General features: G+C 47.0%; 22 protein-coding genes and 1 pseudogene. 7 read left to right on the forward strand and 16 right to left on the reverse strand.

What is annotated here, in order from left to right; translation table 11 throughout:
- Positions 1-61 precede the first annotated feature (61 nt).
- Positions 62-1,432, reverse strand: coding sequence for a tyrosine phenol-lyase (locus OGX67_RS06375; RefSeq protein WP_003837154.1), 1,371 nt, complete (start codon positions 1,430-1,432; stop codon positions 62-64).
- 777 nt (positions 1,433-2,209) lie between these two features.
- On the opposite strand from OGX67_RS06375, the gene symE reads away from it, so the two are divergent.
- From symE to OGX67_RS06395, 4 genes are all read left to right on the forward strand, one after another.
- Positions 2,210-2,572: an endoribonuclease SymE gene (gene symE / locus OGX67_RS06380; protein ID WP_257651278.1), complete on the forward strand. Its 363-nt coding sequence runs from the start codon at positions 2,210-2,212 to the stop codon at positions 2,570-2,572.
- 243 nt (positions 2,573-2,815) lie between these two features.
- Entirely contained in the window at positions 2,816-2,989 is a 174-nt protein-coding gene (locus tag OGX67_RS06385) for a hypothetical protein (protein WP_257651279.1), read from the forward strand.
- Position 2,990: 1 nt separating this feature from the next.
- Positions 2,991-3,338 carry a hypothetical protein gene (locus OGX67_RS06390; RefSeq protein WP_257651280.1) on the forward strand — a complete coding sequence of 116 codons (348 nt, stop codon included), beginning with the start codon at positions 2,991-2,993 and terminating at the stop codon, positions 3,336-3,338.
- A gap of 2 nt (positions 3,339-3,340) precedes the next feature.
- A complete protein-coding gene (locus tag OGX67_RS06395; protein WP_257651281.1) occupies positions 3,341-3,820 on the forward strand; it encodes an Hcp family type VI secretion system effector in 480 nt (159 codons plus the stop codon).
- A 218-nt stretch (positions 3,821-4,038) separates the two neighbouring features.
- Here the strand turns inward: OGX67_RS06395 and OGX67_RS06400 are convergent, their stop codons facing one another.
- A complete protein-coding gene (locus tag OGX67_RS06400; RefSeq protein WP_040230261.1) occupies positions 4,039-4,365 on the reverse strand; it encodes a DUF1493 family protein in 327 nt (108 codons plus the stop codon).
- 196 nt (positions 4,366-4,561) lie between these two features.
- Here OGX67_RS06400 and OGX67_RS06405 point away from each other — a divergent pair, with 196 nt between their 5' ends.
- On the forward strand, positions 4,562-5,434 hold the full coding sequence (locus OGX67_RS06405) for a phosphorothioated DNA-binding restriction endonuclease (RefSeq protein ID WP_257651282.1): 873 nt from the start codon (positions 4,562-4,564) through the stop codon (positions 5,432-5,434).
- A 159-nt stretch (positions 5,435-5,593) separates the two neighbouring features.
- On the opposite strand, the gene OGX67_RS06410 is transcribed toward OGX67_RS06405, so the two are convergent.
- The 14 genes and pseudogenes from OGX67_RS06410 to OGX67_RS06475 form a co-directional block, all read right to left on the reverse strand.
- Complete coding sequence (locus OGX67_RS06410) at positions 5,594-6,391, reverse strand: helix-turn-helix transcriptional regulator (protein ID WP_110249216.1); 798 nt, start codon at positions 6,389-6,391, stop codon at positions 5,594-5,596.
- 232 nt (positions 6,392-6,623) lie between these two features.
- Positions 6,624-7,457 (reverse strand): DUF4942 domain-containing protein, encoded by an 834-nt coding sequence (locus OGX67_RS06415; RefSeq protein WP_200042926.1) that lies wholly within the window; start codon positions 7,455-7,457, stop codon positions 6,624-6,626.
- Positions 7,458-7,571: 114 nt separating this feature from the next.
- Positions 7,572-7,910 carry a TA system toxin CbtA family protein gene (locus OGX67_RS06420; protein ID WP_110249215.1) on the reverse strand — a complete coding sequence of 113 codons (339 nt, stop codon included), beginning with the start codon at positions 7,908-7,910 and terminating at the stop codon, positions 7,572-7,574.
- 35 nt (positions 7,911-7,945) lie between these two features.
- On the reverse strand, positions 7,946-8,248 hold the full coding sequence (locus OGX67_RS06425; RefSeq protein ID WP_126957115.1) for a type IV toxin-antitoxin system YeeU family antitoxin: 303 nt from the start codon (positions 8,246-8,248) through the stop codon (positions 7,946-7,948).
- A 32-nt stretch (positions 8,249-8,280) separates the two neighbouring features.
- Complete coding sequence (locus tag OGX67_RS06430; RefSeq protein WP_110249213.1) at positions 8,281-8,502, reverse strand: DUF987 domain-containing protein; 222 nt, start codon at positions 8,500-8,502, stop codon at positions 8,281-8,283.
- An 8-nt stretch (positions 8,503-8,510) separates the two neighbouring features.
- Positions 8,511-8,987 carry a JAB domain-containing protein gene (locus tag OGX67_RS06435; RefSeq protein WP_126957113.1) on the reverse strand — a complete coding sequence of 159 codons (477 nt, stop codon included), beginning with the start codon at positions 8,985-8,987 and terminating at the stop codon, positions 8,511-8,513.
- A 15-nt stretch (positions 8,988-9,002) separates the two neighbouring features.
- A complete protein-coding gene (locus OGX67_RS06440) occupies positions 9,003-9,461 on the reverse strand; it encodes an antirestriction protein (RefSeq protein WP_126957111.1) in 459 nt (152 codons plus the stop codon).
- 94 nt (positions 9,462-9,555) lie between these two features.
- Positions 9,556-9,795 (reverse strand): annotated as a pseudogene (locus OGX67_RS06445) (DUF905 domain-containing protein).
- Positions 9,796-9,873: 78 nt separating this feature from the next.
- Complete coding sequence (locus OGX67_RS06450) at positions 9,874-10,347, reverse strand: hypothetical protein (RefSeq protein WP_200042925.1); 474 nt, start codon at positions 10,345-10,347, stop codon at positions 9,874-9,876.
- Between the two features lie 21 nt (positions 10,348-10,368).
- Complete coding sequence (locus tag OGX67_RS06455) at positions 10,369-11,064, reverse strand: hypothetical protein (protein WP_200042924.1); 696 nt, start codon at positions 11,062-11,064, stop codon at positions 10,369-10,371.
- A gap of 182 nt (positions 11,065-11,246) precedes the next feature.
- The gene (locus OGX67_RS06460; protein WP_149330776.1) at positions 11,247-11,948 is read right to left on the reverse strand and encodes a DeoR family transcriptional regulator; all 702 of its coding nucleotides are present in this window, start codon (positions 11,946-11,948) and stop codon (positions 11,247-11,249) included.
- A 216-nt stretch (positions 11,949-12,164) separates the two neighbouring features.
- Positions 12,165-12,986 carry a DUF932 domain-containing protein gene (locus tag OGX67_RS06465; RefSeq protein ID WP_286526179.1) on the reverse strand — a complete coding sequence of 274 codons (822 nt, stop codon included), beginning with the start codon at positions 12,984-12,986 and terminating at the stop codon, positions 12,165-12,167.
- 91 nt (positions 12,987-13,077) lie between these two features.
- Positions 13,078-13,941 carry a GTPase family protein gene (locus OGX67_RS06470; protein WP_200042921.1) on the reverse strand — a complete coding sequence of 288 codons (864 nt, stop codon included), beginning with the start codon at positions 13,939-13,941 and terminating at the stop codon, positions 13,078-13,080.
- 103 nt (positions 13,942-14,044) lie between these two features.
- Positions 14,045-15,232, reverse strand: coding sequence for a hypothetical protein (locus tag OGX67_RS06475; protein WP_200042919.1), 1,188 nt, complete (start codon positions 15,230-15,232; stop codon positions 14,045-14,047).
- Between the two features lie 595 nt (positions 15,233-15,827).
- Between OGX67_RS06475 and OGX67_RS06480 the strand changes: the two genes are divergently transcribed.
- Together OGX67_RS06480 and OGX67_RS06485 are read left to right on the forward strand one after the other, a co-directional pair.
- Positions 15,828-16,415 carry a YagK/YfjJ domain-containing protein gene (locus OGX67_RS06480; protein ID WP_050134914.1) on the forward strand — a complete coding sequence of 196 codons (588 nt, stop codon included), beginning with the start codon at positions 15,828-15,830 and terminating at the stop codon, positions 16,413-16,415.
- Between the two features lie 102 nt (positions 16,416-16,517).
- Positions 16,518-16,724: a helix-turn-helix transcriptional regulator gene (locus tag OGX67_RS06485; RefSeq protein WP_047359073.1), complete on the forward strand. Its 207-nt coding sequence runs from the start codon at positions 16,518-16,520 to the stop codon at positions 16,722-16,724.
- Positions 16,725-16,968 lie beyond the last annotated feature (244 nt).

Here is a 16,968-nt window from a genome sequence, read left to right on the forward strand (position 1 = left end):
TCCTGTTCATGGAAAAGGAATACAAAAAAGCCCCATCACGTGATGGGGCCATAACTATTTTTTAGATGTAATCAAAGCGTGCAGTAAAGAAACGCAACTGCTTCGGCTCGTAAATAAACTTCAGCCCGCGAATATCTTCTTTGTGCTGGTAAAGTTTAATAATACCGTCAGCCACAACATCCATATGTGCGTAGGTATAAACACGACGTGGAATAGTCAGACGCACGGTTTCCAGTTTCGGTCTGTGGTGTTCACCGGTCACGTTATTACGGCCCGCAGAGATAATACCGCGCTCCATGCTGCGCACGCCGGTCTCCACATAAATGCTCGCCGCCAGGCTCTGCGCCGGGAACTCATCTTGCGTCAGATGCTCGCAGAAGCGACGCGCATCGAGGAATACCGCGTGACCACCTACCGGTTCAACAATCGGTACGCCAGCGGCTTTCAGTTTGTCGCCCAGATAGCGAACCTGCTTCACGCGGTGCTCAATATATTCGTACTGCATGGCTTCGCGCAGGCCAATCGCCATCGCTTCCATATCACGTCCGGCCAGGCCGCCGTAAGATGGCATCCCTTCGTAGACCACGACTAACTCTTTGGCAGAAGAGAACATTTCGTCATCGTTCATGCACAAGAAACCGCCGATGTTCACCAGACAGTCTTTTTTACCACTCATGGTACAACCGTCGGCGTAGCTGAACATCTCATGCACGATCTCGGCGATGCTCTTATTCTCAAAGCCCTGCTCTTGCTCTTTGATAAAGTAGGCGTTTTCTACGCAGCGGGTAGCGTCGTAGAACACTTTAATGCCATGCGCTTCTGTCAGTTCACGCACCGCACGCATGTTTGCCATGGAGACCGGCTGCCCGCCAGCGAGGTTAACCGTCACCGCCAGGCAGATATACGCAATATTCTCTGCGCCTTTTTCATCAATCAGCTTTTGTAATTTTTTAAGATCGATATCACCTTTAAACGCAATATTCAGACCGGCATCGTGCGCTTCGTCACGAACGATATCGACAAACACCGCACCATTTTTTTCCTGGTGATAACGGGTGGTAGTGAAATACATATTCCCGGCAACATATTGCCCAGGTTTAATAGCCAGCTGCGATAACAGGTTTTCTGCGCCACGCCCCTGGTGAGTCGGAACAATATGTTTAAAGCCAAACAGTTCCTGCACTGTTCTTTCCAGATGATAGAAGTTTTCGCTGCCCGCGTACGCTTCATCACCCATCATCATTCCGGCCCACTGCTTGTCGCTCATTGCGTTAGTGCCACTGTCTGTCAGCAGGTCAATATAAATATCTTTCGAATTTAACAGGAAAGTATTGTAACCCGCTTCCTGCATTTTCTTGAGGCGTTCATCACGCGGGATCATAGATACAGTTTCAACGCTTTTAATACGGAAGGGTTCTGCCGGATAATTCATTTTGTTTCTCCAGTAACAGTGGTCATGTACGTATTAATGTGAAGTAAATCATACCTGGTTCATCAACAAATCCTGATGAAATATAACTATTCGCCTCCTGAGTCAGGGGAGAAATAATGTGGAGGCACTATGCAAGATTTGATTGATTATGGAAATAGCCCGGTCAACATTAATCACTGGCAATAATTTAAAAAGCTGTAAATGTGAGTGATGCAAATCACACGTCATTTTTTTACCCGTTAATATTCAACAAGTTTTTTTTTGCGTTTCGATTTGTCATTCGTCGTAGTGTGTCTGCGGAGAGTGGAAATACTGAAAACATAACTTTCCAGGCTGGGCGCATAATGTATTGGTGAATGAGTACACCTCATTTTGTGAGAGTCGGATCACTTCACGGAGTGATATTTGTGATTCACATCACTAAAAGTGTAAAGCAAAGTGTACAAAACCGTGTTGTTTCAGAGTTTGCTATTTGCTTCAGTGAGTTAGATCGCATTTTTGGCCAGATGCAGAGGAGCATTATTTTCTGGAAATGGCAGGTATTTGGCGGATTGGATGAGAATGGATTTATACGGTGAATAATACCGGATTCATTGGGGTGAAGGCGTTTTCTATTTATTCCGAAAGCGTGCTATTCGCGCTTATTTCATCTTATTTACATCTGGACTTCCCCCAGGATACTGGCGTAATTTACAGGGGTTTTATTAGCGCGATGCGAAGGTGCGCCAACACCTGCACATCGCTAATCACAGTAACTATTTCACGAGAATAGCCATCATGACTGATACGCATTGTATTGCAGTTTCGTTTGATTCAGAAGTCCACGCCGCAGATAACCGTCGCCTGAAGGTGGGTTATGCGAGCCGTTATCCTGATTACAGCCGTATTCCGGTGAAGTACGTCCAGTTTCCGTCCATCGTGATGAAGGGCCAGTGGCTGAAAGCCGCCGGATTCGACACCGGCACCAGCGTTGATGTGCGCGTAATGCAAGGCTGCATCGTATTAACCGCCCGCACCGCCGACCCCGAAGAGTCAGAACTGATGAAATCCCTGCGCGCCGTGGAAAAGCTCTCCGCGCGTAAGCAAAAGCAGGTACTGGAGTTTATCGGGGTGATTGCGGGGAAAGCGTTGAAGGGGTGAGATTGTAATTGTGATTGTCATTGAGGCGCCTGCGGGGCGCCTTTTTTGAGGAAGCATTTTCATATGATTTTTTATATCAGCACTAGAATATTTAGCTCAAGAATTAATATCTCTAATTAATAACCAATGTCGATATTCTTAATGTTATTTGAGAAACTGTTACTCAGGTCAACTATTTCACCATCTATTTTTGTTATTTACATGCTTTCATTTCTAGCCATCTTATTTTATTAAAGGATTGCCATGGCCGATATAGAAGGCATTGCAAGAAGGATCTATAACATTATCATTTCACCTGATACAGTACAATCTTTTGTTGATTCTATACATACTGGACATACAGAAGACAAGCCTTTTTTTATAAAAATTATTGAGTTAGTGGAAGAACACTTAAACAGTAAGTCTAAGGACTGGTAACATGAAAAAACTAATCACCCTAATAATAAACTCATTGTTTTGTGGGTATGTTGCCACCCTTTGTTTAATTTCTCTCATCGAATTCGATTCATGGCAGGATAAAATCCTTGCCATTATTATCATCGTTGTAAGCGCTTATATTATCGCCTTTATAGCCAATAGGTTCTTACCAACAAAGATACACCTGATGGGGGGAGTTCTTGATCTATTATCCGGTCCATTGCTAATCGCAGGAGGCCTCGCCTGTTTCGCTTTTCTTGAACCCTGGCCCATAAAAATTATTGGAACATTCGTTTGGATTCTCATCATGCTTTATTTCCCTTCCCGTATAAATATAGATAAGGACTAATCATGTCAAACCCAGCCTATCTGTGGTTAACCGATGCAAATGGCTCCCCCGTAATGGGAAGCTCACAAGTCGCTGGACGCATTGGTGCTATTGAACTGAAAGCAGTCACTCATCACCTGTCTGTCCCTGTAGATGGAAATACAGGTAGACTGACAGGAACGCGTGTGCACGCGCCGATTACAATACAGAAGGAGTTTGATAAAACAACGCCCCTTTTGTATAAAGCGTTAAGTGAAAGCCAGACATTAAAATCAGCCACAATAAAAATGTATCAAATTCTGGAGGTTGGTATTGAAAGTGAATATTTCAATATCATTTTAGAAAATGTAAAAGTGACAGGAATCACACCAAATTTATTCCCCGGTTCGGGAACAGGAACCCACAATGAAACTATTCAGCTAAGATATGAGGCTATTACATGGAAGCACTGCGATGGAAATATCATTTATAAGGATGCCTGGAGTCACAGAGTAATTTCGTAACTGCCATTGAGTATTTCACCAGCACAGAAAGAATGTGCTGGTGGTGAAAGCATACGTTTTATGAACAAACGAGGTCATTCCTCTCTAATAAACAGCGAGATACACCACCAAAACTTTTGAGTAAACTGATACTGCCATTATTCTTCGTATAATTATTTCCCAGATTTTGTCAATGCAATCAACATCTAATTGCGTCAGTATCCTCTGTAAGCATACAGTCAATCATATAACCAGTGACCTGCTCTGGCTGATTCTGCGAACATACGCACAGTAAGCGGTTTTGACACTTGTTTGATGGGTTCTTTCGTAAACCACTTTCGATAGACCGATTCTCTTTCCCTGGGGTAATAGGCTTCGAAATCAATGACTGAAACCTCAACGTTATATTTCTCTCCAAAATCTTCAATGGCATACGGTAATTCATCCCATTCAGCGTAACCTTGCAGCGGCGTATCAAGTTCAATCGGGATAAGCTTGAAAGTAAACGTTACCGCGAGAGATAACTCCCCCCGAAAAAATTCCAATACCTCGTTATCCTTCACCATCAAAGATCCTTCGATATGCAATAATTTGCTTACTTATTGTACTCCTGCGTCTCCAGTTTGGGGAACGGTAAACGCCATGGCGTATGTGTTTTTCAGAAAACATAAAAGTGATGTCGGTAGCGCATCAACCCGTCTTTGCTTGATCAGGTGATATTTTGCGAGCATCATCGCAATTATTTACCTGATAATGAAATCAATGACTTCCAGTAAAACCCTGCAACAGGCGATTGCCGACATCACCATCTGGCGTAAAGGCGAGCAGCGTGCGCCGCACAAGCCCCTGCTGCTGCTTCATGTGCTGGCCAGTTATCAGCAGGGTCACGGTCGCCTGTTTAACTACGGTACGGAAGTTCGCGACCCGTTGCATAGTCTGCTGGAGCGATTTGGACCACAGCGCGCGCAATACCGCCCGGATATGCCTTTCTGGCGCTTACAGGGAGATGGGTTCTGGGAGCTACAAAACGCAGAGCACTGTTCAACATCCGGTAGCAGCAAACAGCCTCCTGCCGGAGAACTGGTGTCGCACAACGTTACCGGAGGTTTTGATGAACAGCATTTTGCCCTGCTGAAAAAGAGCAAGAGCCTCATCAACGCCCTGGCCCAGCAAATCCTCGAGGCGCACTTCACCGAAAGCATCCAGGAAGAGATCGCGGATGAACTGGGATTTGATATCCTGCAAATCCGCAAACAGCGGGATCCATTGTTCCGCCAGCAGGTTCTGCGTGCCTATAACTATGAATGCGCCATTTGTGGCTTCAATATGCGCCACGACAGCACCTCAGTCGCCCTGGAAGCCGCCCATATCAAATGGAAACAGCACGGCGGCCCGTGTGAGATTTCAAACGGCCTGGCGTTGTGTGCAATCCACCATAAAGCCTTTGATAAAGGTTCGATTGGGCTGGATGAGCGTATGCGAGTACGAATTTCGTCTGCAGTAAATGGCAGCGGCATGGTGGGCAGGCTGTTCTGGGATTTCGACGGGAAGGAGATTGCTCTGCCGATAATGCACGAGAATTATCCAAAAGAAGGGTTTGTTGAGTGGCACAGGAGAGAGGTGTTTAGAGGGTGAGTGCGAAGGCCGGACTCGCACATTTAACTTAACCTCATGATTTAAAATAATTAATAAAAAACAATCAAATGTTATACCAACACAGATACCAACACATAATTTCATTGATTTTCGGCATCGAACCCGAACAAGTATGCAAGGTTAAGATGCCGACCTCTGTCAGTCATTATCTTCCTCAACCGAATCCAGTACATCGAGCGAGATTCGGACCATCGCAACAGAGCCAATACGGATGAAAGCATCCTCTCCATCCTCATCGGTTATCTGGTATCGCTCTGTTGATTCAGGCTCTAACTCCAAAGTATCAAACAATGCGTTCAACTGACCAATATCGTCAAATTCATCGTTCTCCGATACCTCGGACTCACAGCATAGCTCAATGACTGGGCCACCGTTCACCATTGTAATATGGACATTACCATAGCTTCCTTCATTAGTATCGCTGTCCTCGTCATCAGGGATAGGTGGAAAACCATCAAACAAGAATTGGTGGAAAATGACTTCTCGGACATTTATGGCATAACGATGCTGCTCTGAATCGAAAACAAAAAAACGCTCATGATCTGGGACAGTGCTTTCTTCAAAGTATGAGTAAAAACGACGCTTATCAGCCGGAGAAATGGGTAGTAGCAAATAATCTTTCTGCCCCCGTAACCAGAGCTTTACCGTCCAAAAGCGGCCATCCATCTCAATTCCGCTTGCGGCAATATCTTTCAGTTCGTCGCTGCTACGACTACCTTGATTACGCAATTTCTGTAGCAGGTTGTCACTATCAGGAAAAACAGCGTTCAACGGCTTTTTTAAAACAGCACTGATTGCTTGTGCCAGCCCTAACTTAGCCGCAACTTTCCCTGTTTCGATACGTTGAATCTGTTGCTGGCTGGTACCAACCATATCGGCCAATTCACGCTGAGTGATTGACAGTTGGGTACGAAGTTCTTTGATTTTGTTTTGCAAGATGGCATACCTCCGACATAAATGTGATGAATGCCATTAAAACACAATATTGAGTAAAAAACACAAAAATGAGTTTAATGGTGATAAGCAACACTCATTAATGTAAAAAGTACTCCCTCAACATTCTCCTTTTTATGCCGGAGACGTACGGTGTAGATAGCCCTATCAGGGAGCCCGTAATCTTTGAATCATATTTTTTGACCTTCCCCCCTGCTTATAAAAACATCACACTTCATCTTGCTGGCAAAGCCTTCGGATAGTGCTTTGCCACGATATCATTCATCTTTTCGATCAGATCCAAACGCTTAAACGTGATATGCCCACTCCCTTTCTGGAAATAGCGAATAATGAAGAGGTCGTCCTCAAATATCTGCGCACGAGGATTATCGCGGATAAAATCCATAAACCTGATGGATACATCATGTCGGCTATCTGGAATGGTTTGACCATCCAGTAGGCGGAGCATCCTTTCCAGATCGACAAGCTGGTCGCGTCGCCAGCCCCAGTTCAGGCTATAGCCCCATCTGTCATGCTTCACCAGATTGTTGACGATAATCTTCTTACCGAAATAACAGGGATTATTGGTTTTGTAGTCCCAGCTTAACCCTTTAAATACATTGATAATCCCACGTTCGAAAACGTCTTGCTTATTGTGGTGAAGTTGTTCAAAGGTATTCAGGATGTTGGCTTCGCTAATAGCCGGGAGATCGCCCTCCTCTAGATTCTTCGCCCACTGACTGCGGGCTTCGGCATCCATCAAGGCCAACATCCCGGATTTCAGCATCAGGTCACGCCAGATGCTACGGTCGATATTCCGGGTGATGACTGGCATCGCTTTGCCCACTGGTTGCATCAACCAGCAGTCAAAGGAGCCACCCTGTCTCATCGCCCAGTGATCCGCATTATTGCCACCAATCATGGAAGTCAGTCGGGAGATTTCTTCAAGTTGAAGAATCAGAGATTCAATTTCCTTAAGCGCGGTATCACGACCAGTAACAATACGTTCAATACTGGTCGAGCAAATTAGCTCACTATGAGCGGTTAATACTTCAGCTTCAGTTTGCATGATATTTTGTCCGTAAAAATCAAACGCGCCCGCCGGGAATGGCAGGCGCATTATGCAATGAGTAAATAAGGAAGAAAGATCGGGAATGTAATTCGGGAAGACGGCTCGCAAGATTCAGCGTGTCGAAGGATGATAGCTTTGCCGCAAAAGGCCGGTTGCTTGCCTTGCCCGTAAAATATCTACTGCCCGAAGATAAGGTGATTGCTTCTGACAGTTAAAACCTCTGCGATCGATACGAACCAGTTCGTACTTTTCCACCAGAAAGTTAACGGCATCAGCCAGCGTAATACCGGCGTTGATATGCTCCTGAATAACGTTCTCATCACTGAATGGTGTATCGTTCAGTGCCAAGCCGTAGTGTTGCTTCAGCAGGCGTGTAAGTAGCGTTTGCCAGACAAGTACTGGCGGCGGGCATGGCTTCGCCACCCGCTGATTTGCAGGAAGAGATTTCATAAAGTTGTTTCCGTAAAGGTTAAGGCTGGGGTTGGTCAGCGCTGAGTGGGATAGATGACTATATAGACATAGCCATAGGAACCCAGAGTATCTGCTTCACACGTGAGTTCGTCCTGGTACAGAGTGATGCAGTGCGCATGACGGGGATTCAGTTCATCGGTGGTCAGCATCGACTCCATCTGGCTGATAAAGTGCGGGAATGTTTCATCCAGCTTCCGGCATTCGGCGTCACTGAATTTACCAGTGATGCTGGCCCGGTCAGCCAGATAGTGCAGCCGGTTTCCTTCCTGTACCAGACGGGCCCCCAGGCGCGGTGTGATATCCCGCTGCAGCCCCATTTGATGTTGCCCATTGATAAACTCCTTTATTGTCAGTTCAGGGTAATACTCATCAGGCAGGTATACGGTCCGTTGCGGTCCTGGCGGCGTTCGGCGTACACAGCCAGGACTCCTGTGATATCCGGAACTTCCCTGCCGGTGTAATGGCAGACGCTACCGTGCCACTGATATTTGCCGGTGCAGAAACGAAAGATTCGGGACTCAGGATGCTGGCGGTATATCGTCATTGCCCGGCGTTTACTGATAATTTTCATGTAATACCTCACAGCAGACCGTGTTCAGCGAATGAATAGATTTGCCTGCCACCGACAATCAGATGGTCAGGGATGCGGATATCAACCAGTTGAAGTACCTGAACCAGTCGCTGCGTGAGGGCTTTGTCAGCCTGACTGGGCGTCGTCTCGCCGGAAGGATGGTTATGCGCCAGTATCACCGCCGCCGCGTTGAAGTACAGAGCGCGCTTGACCACCTCCCGGGGATGCACCTCGGTACGGTTAATCGTGCCACTAAAGAGCGTCTCATGGGCGATAAGCTGGTTCTGATTATCCAGATACAGCACCCGGAACTCTTCCCGCTCAAGCACGGCCATATGCAGCCGCAACCACTCCCGGACGGCATGAGTGGAGGTGAAGGCTACCCCAGGCTCATGCAGGTGCCGCTCCAGAGCCCTGAGCGCCCGCTGAATGAGACGCCGGTCCTGTGGCGTCATTTCGTCAGGTAAAAAGGAAAGCTGTTTCATCCGTTGTTCCTCTGTTCAATCAATAATGCTCAGAATGGCGTGAGCTTCGGGATGCTGCAGGGCATAGTCCCGCAGGCGGTAATAGTGCGCGGTCATGGCATCGCACCCCGTGCGACAGGCGTGGTGGCTAAACTCAATCAGGCAGACAGCAATGCCTGCTGCTTCAGCACTCATGTCCGCGCCATTGCCGTTCATACCGTTGAACAGATGCCATTTATCGTCACTGTCAGCATCAGGGGCCATAAACGCGCCGCCATTGCTGAGCGTGTAAAAGGACCAGATACCACCGCTGTACTCATCACAGAAGCGGTCCATCCAGACGAAAATGCGGGGTTCCAGCGTTATCCATTGTGGGGTAGCGCCAAAGTGCTGCGGCCAGAAACGAATACGCTGTTCGTCGGGAACCTGCGTTACTGTGAGTTTGAAATCGGATTCGTTAGCGGATACGGGGACGCACTGTGTCTGTGTTGTCATGTGAATTTATCCTTCAATAAAAAACGCCAGCGGTGATGGCTGGCGTGTGGGGAATAATGGATGGTCCGGAAGATGGTCGTCAGGAATGGCATTGTCAGTCGGTGAGTGACGTCCTGTGGATGCCATAGCGCCGGATATATGGGTTGAGTCCTGCACCGGCATCGGGCTCAAAATTCCAGGCACGTCAGACCATGCTGCCATCATCGTCGCGCACAACCAGACGAAAATGCGTGGTCTGGTCATCTTCGATGGTGACGCTGTGGTAACAACTGATAATGGCTTCGGCCTGCTGCCGGGTAAAAGAGCCAGGTGGCAGCAACGGGGACGCAGGCATGATGAACACTTTAAAAAGTAAAAAGCCCTGTTGCACATGGGCAACAGGGCTGGTCGAATTACTTATAATGAAAAGCCATCAGGGTTGATCGAGACAATCCTGCCAGGTGATATCTTTCAGCGCATCGTGCAAGCCATGGGCACTGAACGGTTTCGATTCCCCTGACTGAAAGGCGGTGAAAGCCAGTGTGTCTTTTGCTCCTGTGTGCTTCATTGCTTCAAAAGCCACCTTAGCCGGAACAGCCTCGCCCGGAAGCAGTGTTTCATTCTCAAGCGAGTATTTTTCATTGTTTATCAGAAGATACACCTCGCTCATTCCTTCATCAGAGGTGGCGCGGTAATCCTCCTTCGGGAGCTGCCAGGCCACAACCATCTTTTTATTGCTGCAACTGATGGTCAGCTTCTCTCCGGCCTGATTGTCGCTGCTGAGTGCAAACTCCATACCGCCCGTATTGCCGTACCATTCACCCCACTGTTGTTCGGTCACTGTTGCATGAGTGAAGGCCGGGGCCAGAAGAGACAGCAGGACAGGTAAACAGGGTTTAATTTTCATACTGTTATCCTTTTCAGTTCATTAGCGCTGATTCAGTTTTTCTTTATACGCGTCTATCTGTGCCTTTAGCTGTGCCAGCGCAGCCGGTGCAATATCGGCGTCAACACGGATAAAATCCTCCTGAATCACGCTGAACCTGACCGGAATTTTAAATGTACTGGCACCCGGTCCTCGCAGAATAGCCGTTCCTGTTTGAGTGTTATCACCGACCTGCTGCGCATTCTCAATCATCAGGCATGAAACATTTTCCTGAATGGAATCCCATACTTTTTGACCAATGGCCCCGCAGGCGGCTGAGTGATATTGAGTAAGGTTCAGATGTGCCTTTTTCGCTTTATCGAACTCGCTCTCTTTTTGCGGGTGGGCTTTATAATAATCGAGCTTTTTCTGTAACTGCTCTTCCCGGCGCTTTTGCGCCTGCTGCTGATTGAGCTTATCAATCTCATCCGTGTCCGGACGTGCCGTAATGACACCGTCACTGAGGGTCATGCGGACCGGGTAGATATTGCCATTACTCAGGTTAGCAACCGCCAGATAACGGCCTTCAGATAAGGTTCTGGTGATATCGACTGAAACACAGGACTCCCGCGAATTGAGATTCTCAAGCATATCATTTACTGCCAGACAGCCTGATGCTTTGACCGTACTCTCCGGTGATGCAGCAAAGCTGGAGCCAGCAATCATTGCCATCAGAGGTAATAATTTAATCAGTTTCATTTTTTTCCTTACTGAAATCAGATGAATAGTTTTTGTGAATACATAAATGCCCCGGATAATACCCACCGGTACATCAGTGGGCAGTGTCAGGGCAAGGAGTCGGCTGAATCCCCCGATTTTTGACGATACTGGTGATAACAGCATCGGGCTCCTCTTTGCTGCCAGGTGGATAAAAAACTGCACTATTCCGGCCTGTTATCAGCCGGAACAAACGCAAGCAGTGACTGCTGAATAAATCGAAAATGGGGTAAGGCCTGAATGAACACCGGGTCTTCAGCCAGACGACATAAACTGTCGTTACGCCGGAAAGATTCCTGCAGGGGTTGAACCAGATGAATTTCATCCAGCGTGAACACGGCAATATGTCCGTTATGCTCGGCAATCAGATACCAGGTCTGCTGGTGGATGAGTAACCGGCACGGAGCCAGTCGCTCGCAGCGCTGCCCGTCAGCAAGCAGCGTGACTTTTCTGCGGTCAGTAATTGCCTGAACCAGTCGCCAGAATGACAGAGGCTCTGACGGTGAGGATGCCGGACTGGCAGGTGGTATAACGCAGGGGGCTTCATCACACATCAACAACGCATTCACCAGTCGGCGGTCAAGGCCCGGAAAAAGCCCGGCCAGCCCGCTGCGGTGGGCAAAGATAAGCACATCCGGCACCATCTGCATCTCACTGCCAGCGGTGCGCAGGCGGCAGTAACCGGACTGATACTCCAGGTCCAGATACATCAGACGTTCACGAAAATCCCGCCGCAGAGTGCGTACCGATACGCCAAACTCTGCCGCCAGCTTACGCACGCTCAGCGTTTCCCCGGCAACCAGGCGGCTGATTATCAGCGACAGCCTGACCGCCAGTCGGTCATGGCGGCGTTCTGCCTGTGTCATGAGAAGTTCTCCGTGGAAGTTAACTGACTGAAATTGATGTGATTACTTTAAAGAGGGGCGAGGTCAGGGTATGGACACCGCAGTAACTATTTTTCATTTCTGCAAATGTCAGTTGTGGCGGGGGTTACAGGCCATCCCCGGGGGAGTGAGGGCAGCGATTACGTCGCAATGCGGACAGGTGGTGTCCGATATTAACAATGTGGCAACATAAAGCAGCTACAGTAGCTGCGTGAGCAGTGTTTCCGCCATTACCCACAGTGCACGGTTGAGCTTCACATCGCCGTCTATACCGCGTACTGCTCGGGTATGCGTGCGTCCACCTTTGGTATTACGGCCACTGAGCCCGCCTTTAATCAGGTTTTCCTGAATCCGCTGCCAGGTAGTCCACAGGTCGTTGCTTTCGTCCTGCCAGCGGCGCGGGGAGAGTATCTGCGATTCAGTAACCGGCTGGTGGTCCTCACCAAAGCGATACGTCAGCGCGGCTTTTGCCAGTGCCTGCTGCGCAGGTGGCGGTAACAGCAACGACTGCATGGCATCCCGCTTTTCTTCCACGCGATCAAAAATCCCCAGCACTTCATACGCTCCCTCAATAACCCGGCTCACCACATCCCCCTTGTGCGGCACCCGTACCTCACCAAACGACTCACCGCAGACAAGTCCGTTTTGACACACAGCCCTGAACAGGCCCGGCAACATCTGGTACGAGCTGGTACCATCATGGGAGTTGAGCAGGATAATTTCCGGCACCTGCTTACCGGTAATCTGTCCTTCCCGGCGCAGGCGCAACATATGCTTCGTATGTTCACGACGACCTGGGTCACGCACGCGGGTCTGACAGGCAAAGAATGGCTGAAAGCCTTCGCGCTGCAGGCTATCCAGCAAGGAAATGGTGGGTATATACGTGTACCGTTCACTACGGGATTCGTGTTTATTCTCGCTAAATACACTGGGTACCACGCGAAACAGTTCTTCACGGGTTAACGGACGGTCACGACGAATAAGGTTTGCAACGCCAAAGCGCGAAGCCAGACGTGTCATAAGCAGATTCCTCATAACGGGGAAAACAAATAAAAGAAAGCCCATCGCACAGGCGACAGGGCTCGGAAAAGAACAGGCAGGCGTTAAACGTTCAGAAGAAGAAATTCCAGACAGCCCGGGCAACGGACACTACTGTGTTACGGACAGCCTGTATTACGGCCCGCACCGGGGCCGGTATCAGCGGTAGAGCGCTCACCGCATCCAGCGCCGCGCCGACCGTTTCACCAAAATCGTCACGCGCTTTTTTCTGGACTGTCGCTGTGCGAAAGGGAGATTGCAGTTGCGCGGCCACCGGGCTGCTGGCTTCACGAGGCAGGCAACGGATCATCCGTTCGGCCATCATCCGCAATCCCCACTGCAGCCGGACCGACACCGCACACACGGGATGCACGGGCTGAAACAGTTCATGCAACAGACAGATTTTTCGGCTGATATTCTGCTTCTGCTCCGTGGACAATAGCCCCCCACAGCTGGTGGGTTCAACCTTGTCGGACTGGCTGATAACAAACAGCACCTTATGCCGGTAAGCCTCACCAATTACCTGATGATAAAAATGCTCATCCACCGCCAGTGCCCGGTCATCGGCCTTAATCAGCCACAGCACCAGGTCAAGCCGGGGAAGCTGTTCACGGTACAGTGCAGCATACCCGGTATCTCGGGCACTACTTTCCCCCACGCCAGGCAGGTCAACGATGGTCATAACTCGCTCACCGACCTGCAGACGAAAGCGCAGTGGCTCACGGGTGCAGGCAGCCACATCGCTGACGGGTGATACTTCCCCGGCAAACAACGTATTACAAAGGCTGCTCTTGCCCGAGCCGGTTTTCCCCATAATGCCTATTACAGGCTCGTAGTGGGCTAACTGATTTATCTGCAGCAGAATGCGTTCAGATACCCACTGGGGCAGGCCGGAAAGCGGTTGTATAAAGGTCTGCAGAACTTCTTTTTCGTGCATCGTCATTCCTCTGAAGAATTAAAATGAAAACGGCAGTACCCGAAAGTTCTGCCGTCACATCAGGGCTGTTCACGAGGATGATATATATCTGAATATTTTTTGATTAATCGTTTTTTACAGATTTCATTTTCTTATAAGCATCATCAATATATGCTTTAAGTAAGGCATTTGATTCAATGCCTGTCGCATCCTGCAACGCAAGTAATTTCTTTTTAGACTGTGCTGTCAGTTTAATACCTGAGCTGTCTTTGGCTTTTTTATCCCTGTGGCGTTTTTGTATCCAGGCGTTTCGGGCCCGAGCCAGGAAATGTTGCTTATTTTTGTCTGCATCCAGTTCGAAACTATATGATTCATTTTTGATGAAAGCGAGCTGTTCTTTGCTCCAACCAGCCCAGTTATCAAATGTCGCCAGAAGAAAATCTTTCATTTGTTTTCTGGTGGCAGGAGATACATCGCAACCAATAAAGCTCTTTTGCATATAATCCCACAGCCAGAGGAGATTATCCTCATCATCAAGATCTATCCATGAAAAAGGCTGAGGGTAATTGCCAAACTCAGTACGCCATGACTTATAAAGGCGATCGATGACTTCTATTTTATCATTAACGCTCATAGCCAGATTATCAACGAAAGTCATGCTTGAGGAAATATAGCTTTCTTCAGAATCGTATAATGGACTTAGCGATTGAAAATTAACACCATTAGCTACGTGAGAAACTATATTTTTTATGGCTGAAGGGCCATTATTAAGAGTAAAACCCTGAACGTTAATTGTATTTATTGCTTTTTCTCTGTTTAAATCTGCAATCAACTTTTTCACGCCTTTAACATCTTCCACGCCTGCCTTATCATTTTTTGAATCAAAATCAATTTCCCATTGACTCGTTGACTGCGTTATAAGTGCATCATCTTTAATGATCGGAGTTGATATCAACAAACCCCCTGCGGAATTGATGCCTGAATTATTTAACATGGAAGGAAGTAACATATCGTTACTGACAAGCCAAAAGTATGAATAACATGCAGCACGTCTGCTTGATTTCATCCAGTCAAAATGCTTATCAGGAACAATATTGATAGCAGCATGCGTTTTCATCTCTCTGATTATTTTTTTTCGCTCTTTAAGATTTTTACAGAGAGAGTTTAAAGCTGTGTTAATTTCATCAGCATACTGAGCAGCAGAGTGGTAACTTTTTGTTGTATTGGTGTCAATCCTTATCCCATACCTAACAGCCAGGTACCCCAGGTACTGGTTGTATCTCCTCAAACGCCTGTAGTCCATCAATGCCATACCGTTCCCCTGTCACGTTTATCGTGCATCCTGATGTATCAAAATCACCCGTCAATCAACCATGAAAAACATAATTTAACAGTAATAAAAATGCTTTAAAAGCATAATTATTTAGTAATGATAATCAGGCTGTTTTTTACAGCATAAGTGCGTTTTAATGGTGTTAATTAGGTTATCTGAAGAGCATGACAAATTTACACAATGTCAGTAAACTATCCTGATTACAGAAATGGCGATTTTTTACAGGTAAAACCTTTCATTTGCCCTGATAAGTGACACTGTCGTATCGCAAGTGATGATGTATCCGGAAGGAGATGAAACGGGCAGAGACTTGCCGGGGCAGCTGCGTGTCGCACAGCGACTTCACTCAGAGAGGTGAATGAAAATGAAAGGTAAACAGGTGTTGATTAATGTTGGCTATTAATTTGGGTTAATTAGTATAATTAATAATGACGTCACCTGAAATATACTACATCTTTACTCTGTTCCATAATCTTCTGCCTCACTCTCACCACTGCATATATTCAAACTTGTAAAAGGGTGATAATTTACATACAACGCAAATCCTCTGAGCATAAACAGCGAGGATTGAGCCATGCATTTCCCCTACCCAAGTAACACCCGTTATGATATTAACTGGTTTTTATACTCTCTCATTAACAGTCATCTGAATGATATGCTACACCGATACTCAAGGGTACTGGGTGTAAGGATTGATTTATTCTATATAAAGTCGACTTCCAGATTTCGTCAGAGCACTTACAGAACAATTGAGTCAGACGTGCGGAAATTAATGACAAAAACAGAATCCTGTTCGTTCGTAACTGGTTACTTCTGGGTCATTGAACGTACACCAGATCATGGTTTTCATGCACATGTTATATTCTATCTCGATGGTCATCATACACAAAAACCATTTCCGCTGGTACAGAGAGTTAGTGAGTTCTGGAGAGAGATAACAAATGCAGAGGGTTATTATAACTGGAGCAATTACAAGAAAAATTATCAGGCTGATATTAACCGAAAAATTAACCATTCGGATATCAAGAGCATTAATGAATTAAGATACATCATCAGCTATCTTGCTAAAGAGGAACAAAAAAATGGGATGTATATCTGGGGAAGTAATGAGGTTCCTCCGCCAAGTGGGTTAGGCAGACCCAGAAATAGCGATAGTCTTTAGCGTGGTTTATTTTTTACAGAGCCAACAGTTGATGTGGAGGAGCGAGTAGTAATAATTACTAACACCCGCTCCGGTTAACAGATATTACCGGGACACATCGACATGCTAACTAAACCTGCTTTACTGGACGATCAGTTTATTGACATGAAATTCATCACTCAACTTACTGGCCTTAGCGATAAATGGTTCTATAAGCTAATACAGGATGGCTTATTCCCGAAGCCAATTAAGTTGGGCAGAGCTTCCCGATGGTTAAAAAGCGATGTGGAAGAGTGGTTGCATTATCGTATTTGCGAATCCAGGAAATAATTCCGCCTGCTAAACTGCACATAAAATCATCTTTACCAAAAAGTAAGCTCACTTTGATTATCCACAAATTAATATCTCCTAAGAGTATTCCCTGAGGATCAGAGATGCATGAATCTGCTTACACTCAGCATTAATGAATTCCACTCATAGTCTCTATCCTCTTGCCTAGGGAAGGTGCGAATAAGCAGGTCATTTCTTCCCAAGCTGACTCGCTGATTAAAATTTCGCGGATCTGGGCCGATTT

It is taken from the genome of Citrobacter sp. Cf118, from assembly GCF_030334095.1.
GTDB classification, from domain to species: Bacteria; Pseudomonadota; Gammaproteobacteria; order Enterobacterales; family Enterobacteriaceae; genus Citrobacter; species Citrobacter freundii.

Coding starts and splice junctions, on each gene's coding strand:
- OGX67_RS06375 (WP_003837154.1), bottom strand. CDS start 1,432: ATGAATTATCCGGCAGAACCCTTCCGTATTAAAAGCGTTGAAACTGTA.
- symE (WP_257651278.1), top strand. CDS start 2,210: ATGACTGATACGCATTGTATTGCAGTTTCGTTTGATTCAGAAGTCCAC.
- OGX67_RS06385 (WP_257651279.1), top strand. CDS start 2,816: ATGGCCGATATAGAAGGCATTGCAAGAAGGATCTATAACATTATCATT.
- OGX67_RS06390 (WP_257651280.1), top strand. CDS start 2,991: ATGAAAAAACTAATCACCCTAATAATAAACTCATTGTTTTGTGGGTAT.
- OGX67_RS06395 (WP_257651281.1), top strand. CDS start 3,341: ATGTCAAACCCAGCCTATCTGTGGTTAACCGATGCAAATGGCTCCCCC.
- OGX67_RS06400 (WP_040230261.1), bottom strand. CDS start 4,365: ATGGTGAAGGATAACGAGGTATTGGAATTTTTTCGGGGGGAGTTATCT.
- OGX67_RS06405 (WP_257651282.1), top strand. CDS start 4,562: ATGACTTCCAGTAAAACCCTGCAACAGGCGATTGCCGACATCACCATC.
- OGX67_RS06415 (WP_200042926.1), bottom strand. CDS start 7,457: ATGCAAACTGAAGCTGAAGTATTAACCGCTCATAGTGAGCTAATTTGC.
- OGX67_RS06420 (WP_110249215.1), bottom strand. CDS start 7,910: ATGAAATCTCTTCCTGCAAATCAGCGGGTGGCGAAGCCATGCCCGCCG.
- OGX67_RS06425 (WP_126957115.1), bottom strand. CDS start 8,248: ATGGGGCTGCAGCGGGATATCACACCGCGCCTGGGGGCCCGTCTGGTA.
- OGX67_RS06430 (WP_110249213.1), bottom strand. CDS start 8,502: ATGAAAATTATCAGTAAACGCCGGGCAATGACGATATACCGCCAGCAT.
- OGX67_RS06435 (WP_126957113.1), bottom strand. CDS start 8,987: ATGAAACAGCTTTCCTTTTTACCTGACGAAATGACGCCACAGGACCGG.
- OGX67_RS06440 (WP_126957111.1), bottom strand. CDS start 9,461: ATGACAACACAGACACAGTGCGTCCCCGTATCCGCTAACGAATCCGAT.
- OGX67_RS06450 (WP_200042925.1), bottom strand. CDS start 10,347: ATGAAAATTAAACCCTGTTTACCTGTCCTGCTGTCTCTTCTGGCCCCG.
- OGX67_RS06455 (WP_200042924.1), bottom strand. CDS start 11,064: ATGAAACTGATTAAATTATTACCTCTGATGGCAATGATTGCTGGCTCC.
- OGX67_RS06460 (WP_149330776.1), bottom strand. CDS start 11,948: ATGACACAGGCAGAACGCCGCCATGACCGACTGGCGGTCAGGCTGTCG.
- OGX67_RS06465 (WP_286526179.1), bottom strand. CDS start 12,986: ATGACACGTCTGGCTTCGCGCTTTGGCGTTGCAAACCTTATTCGTCGT.
- OGX67_RS06470 (WP_200042921.1), bottom strand. CDS start 13,941: ATGCACGAAAAAGAAGTTCTGCAGACCTTTATACAACCGCTTTCCGGC.
- OGX67_RS06475 (WP_200042919.1), bottom strand. CDS start 15,232: ATGGCATTGATGGACTACAGGCGTTTGAGGAGATACAACCAGTACCTG.
- OGX67_RS06480 (WP_050134914.1), top strand. CDS start 15,828: ATGCATTTCCCCTACCCAAGTAACACCCGTTATGATATTAACTGGTTT.
- OGX67_RS06485 (WP_047359073.1), top strand. CDS start 16,518: ATGCTAACTAAACCTGCTTTACTGGACGATCAGTTTATTGACATGAAA.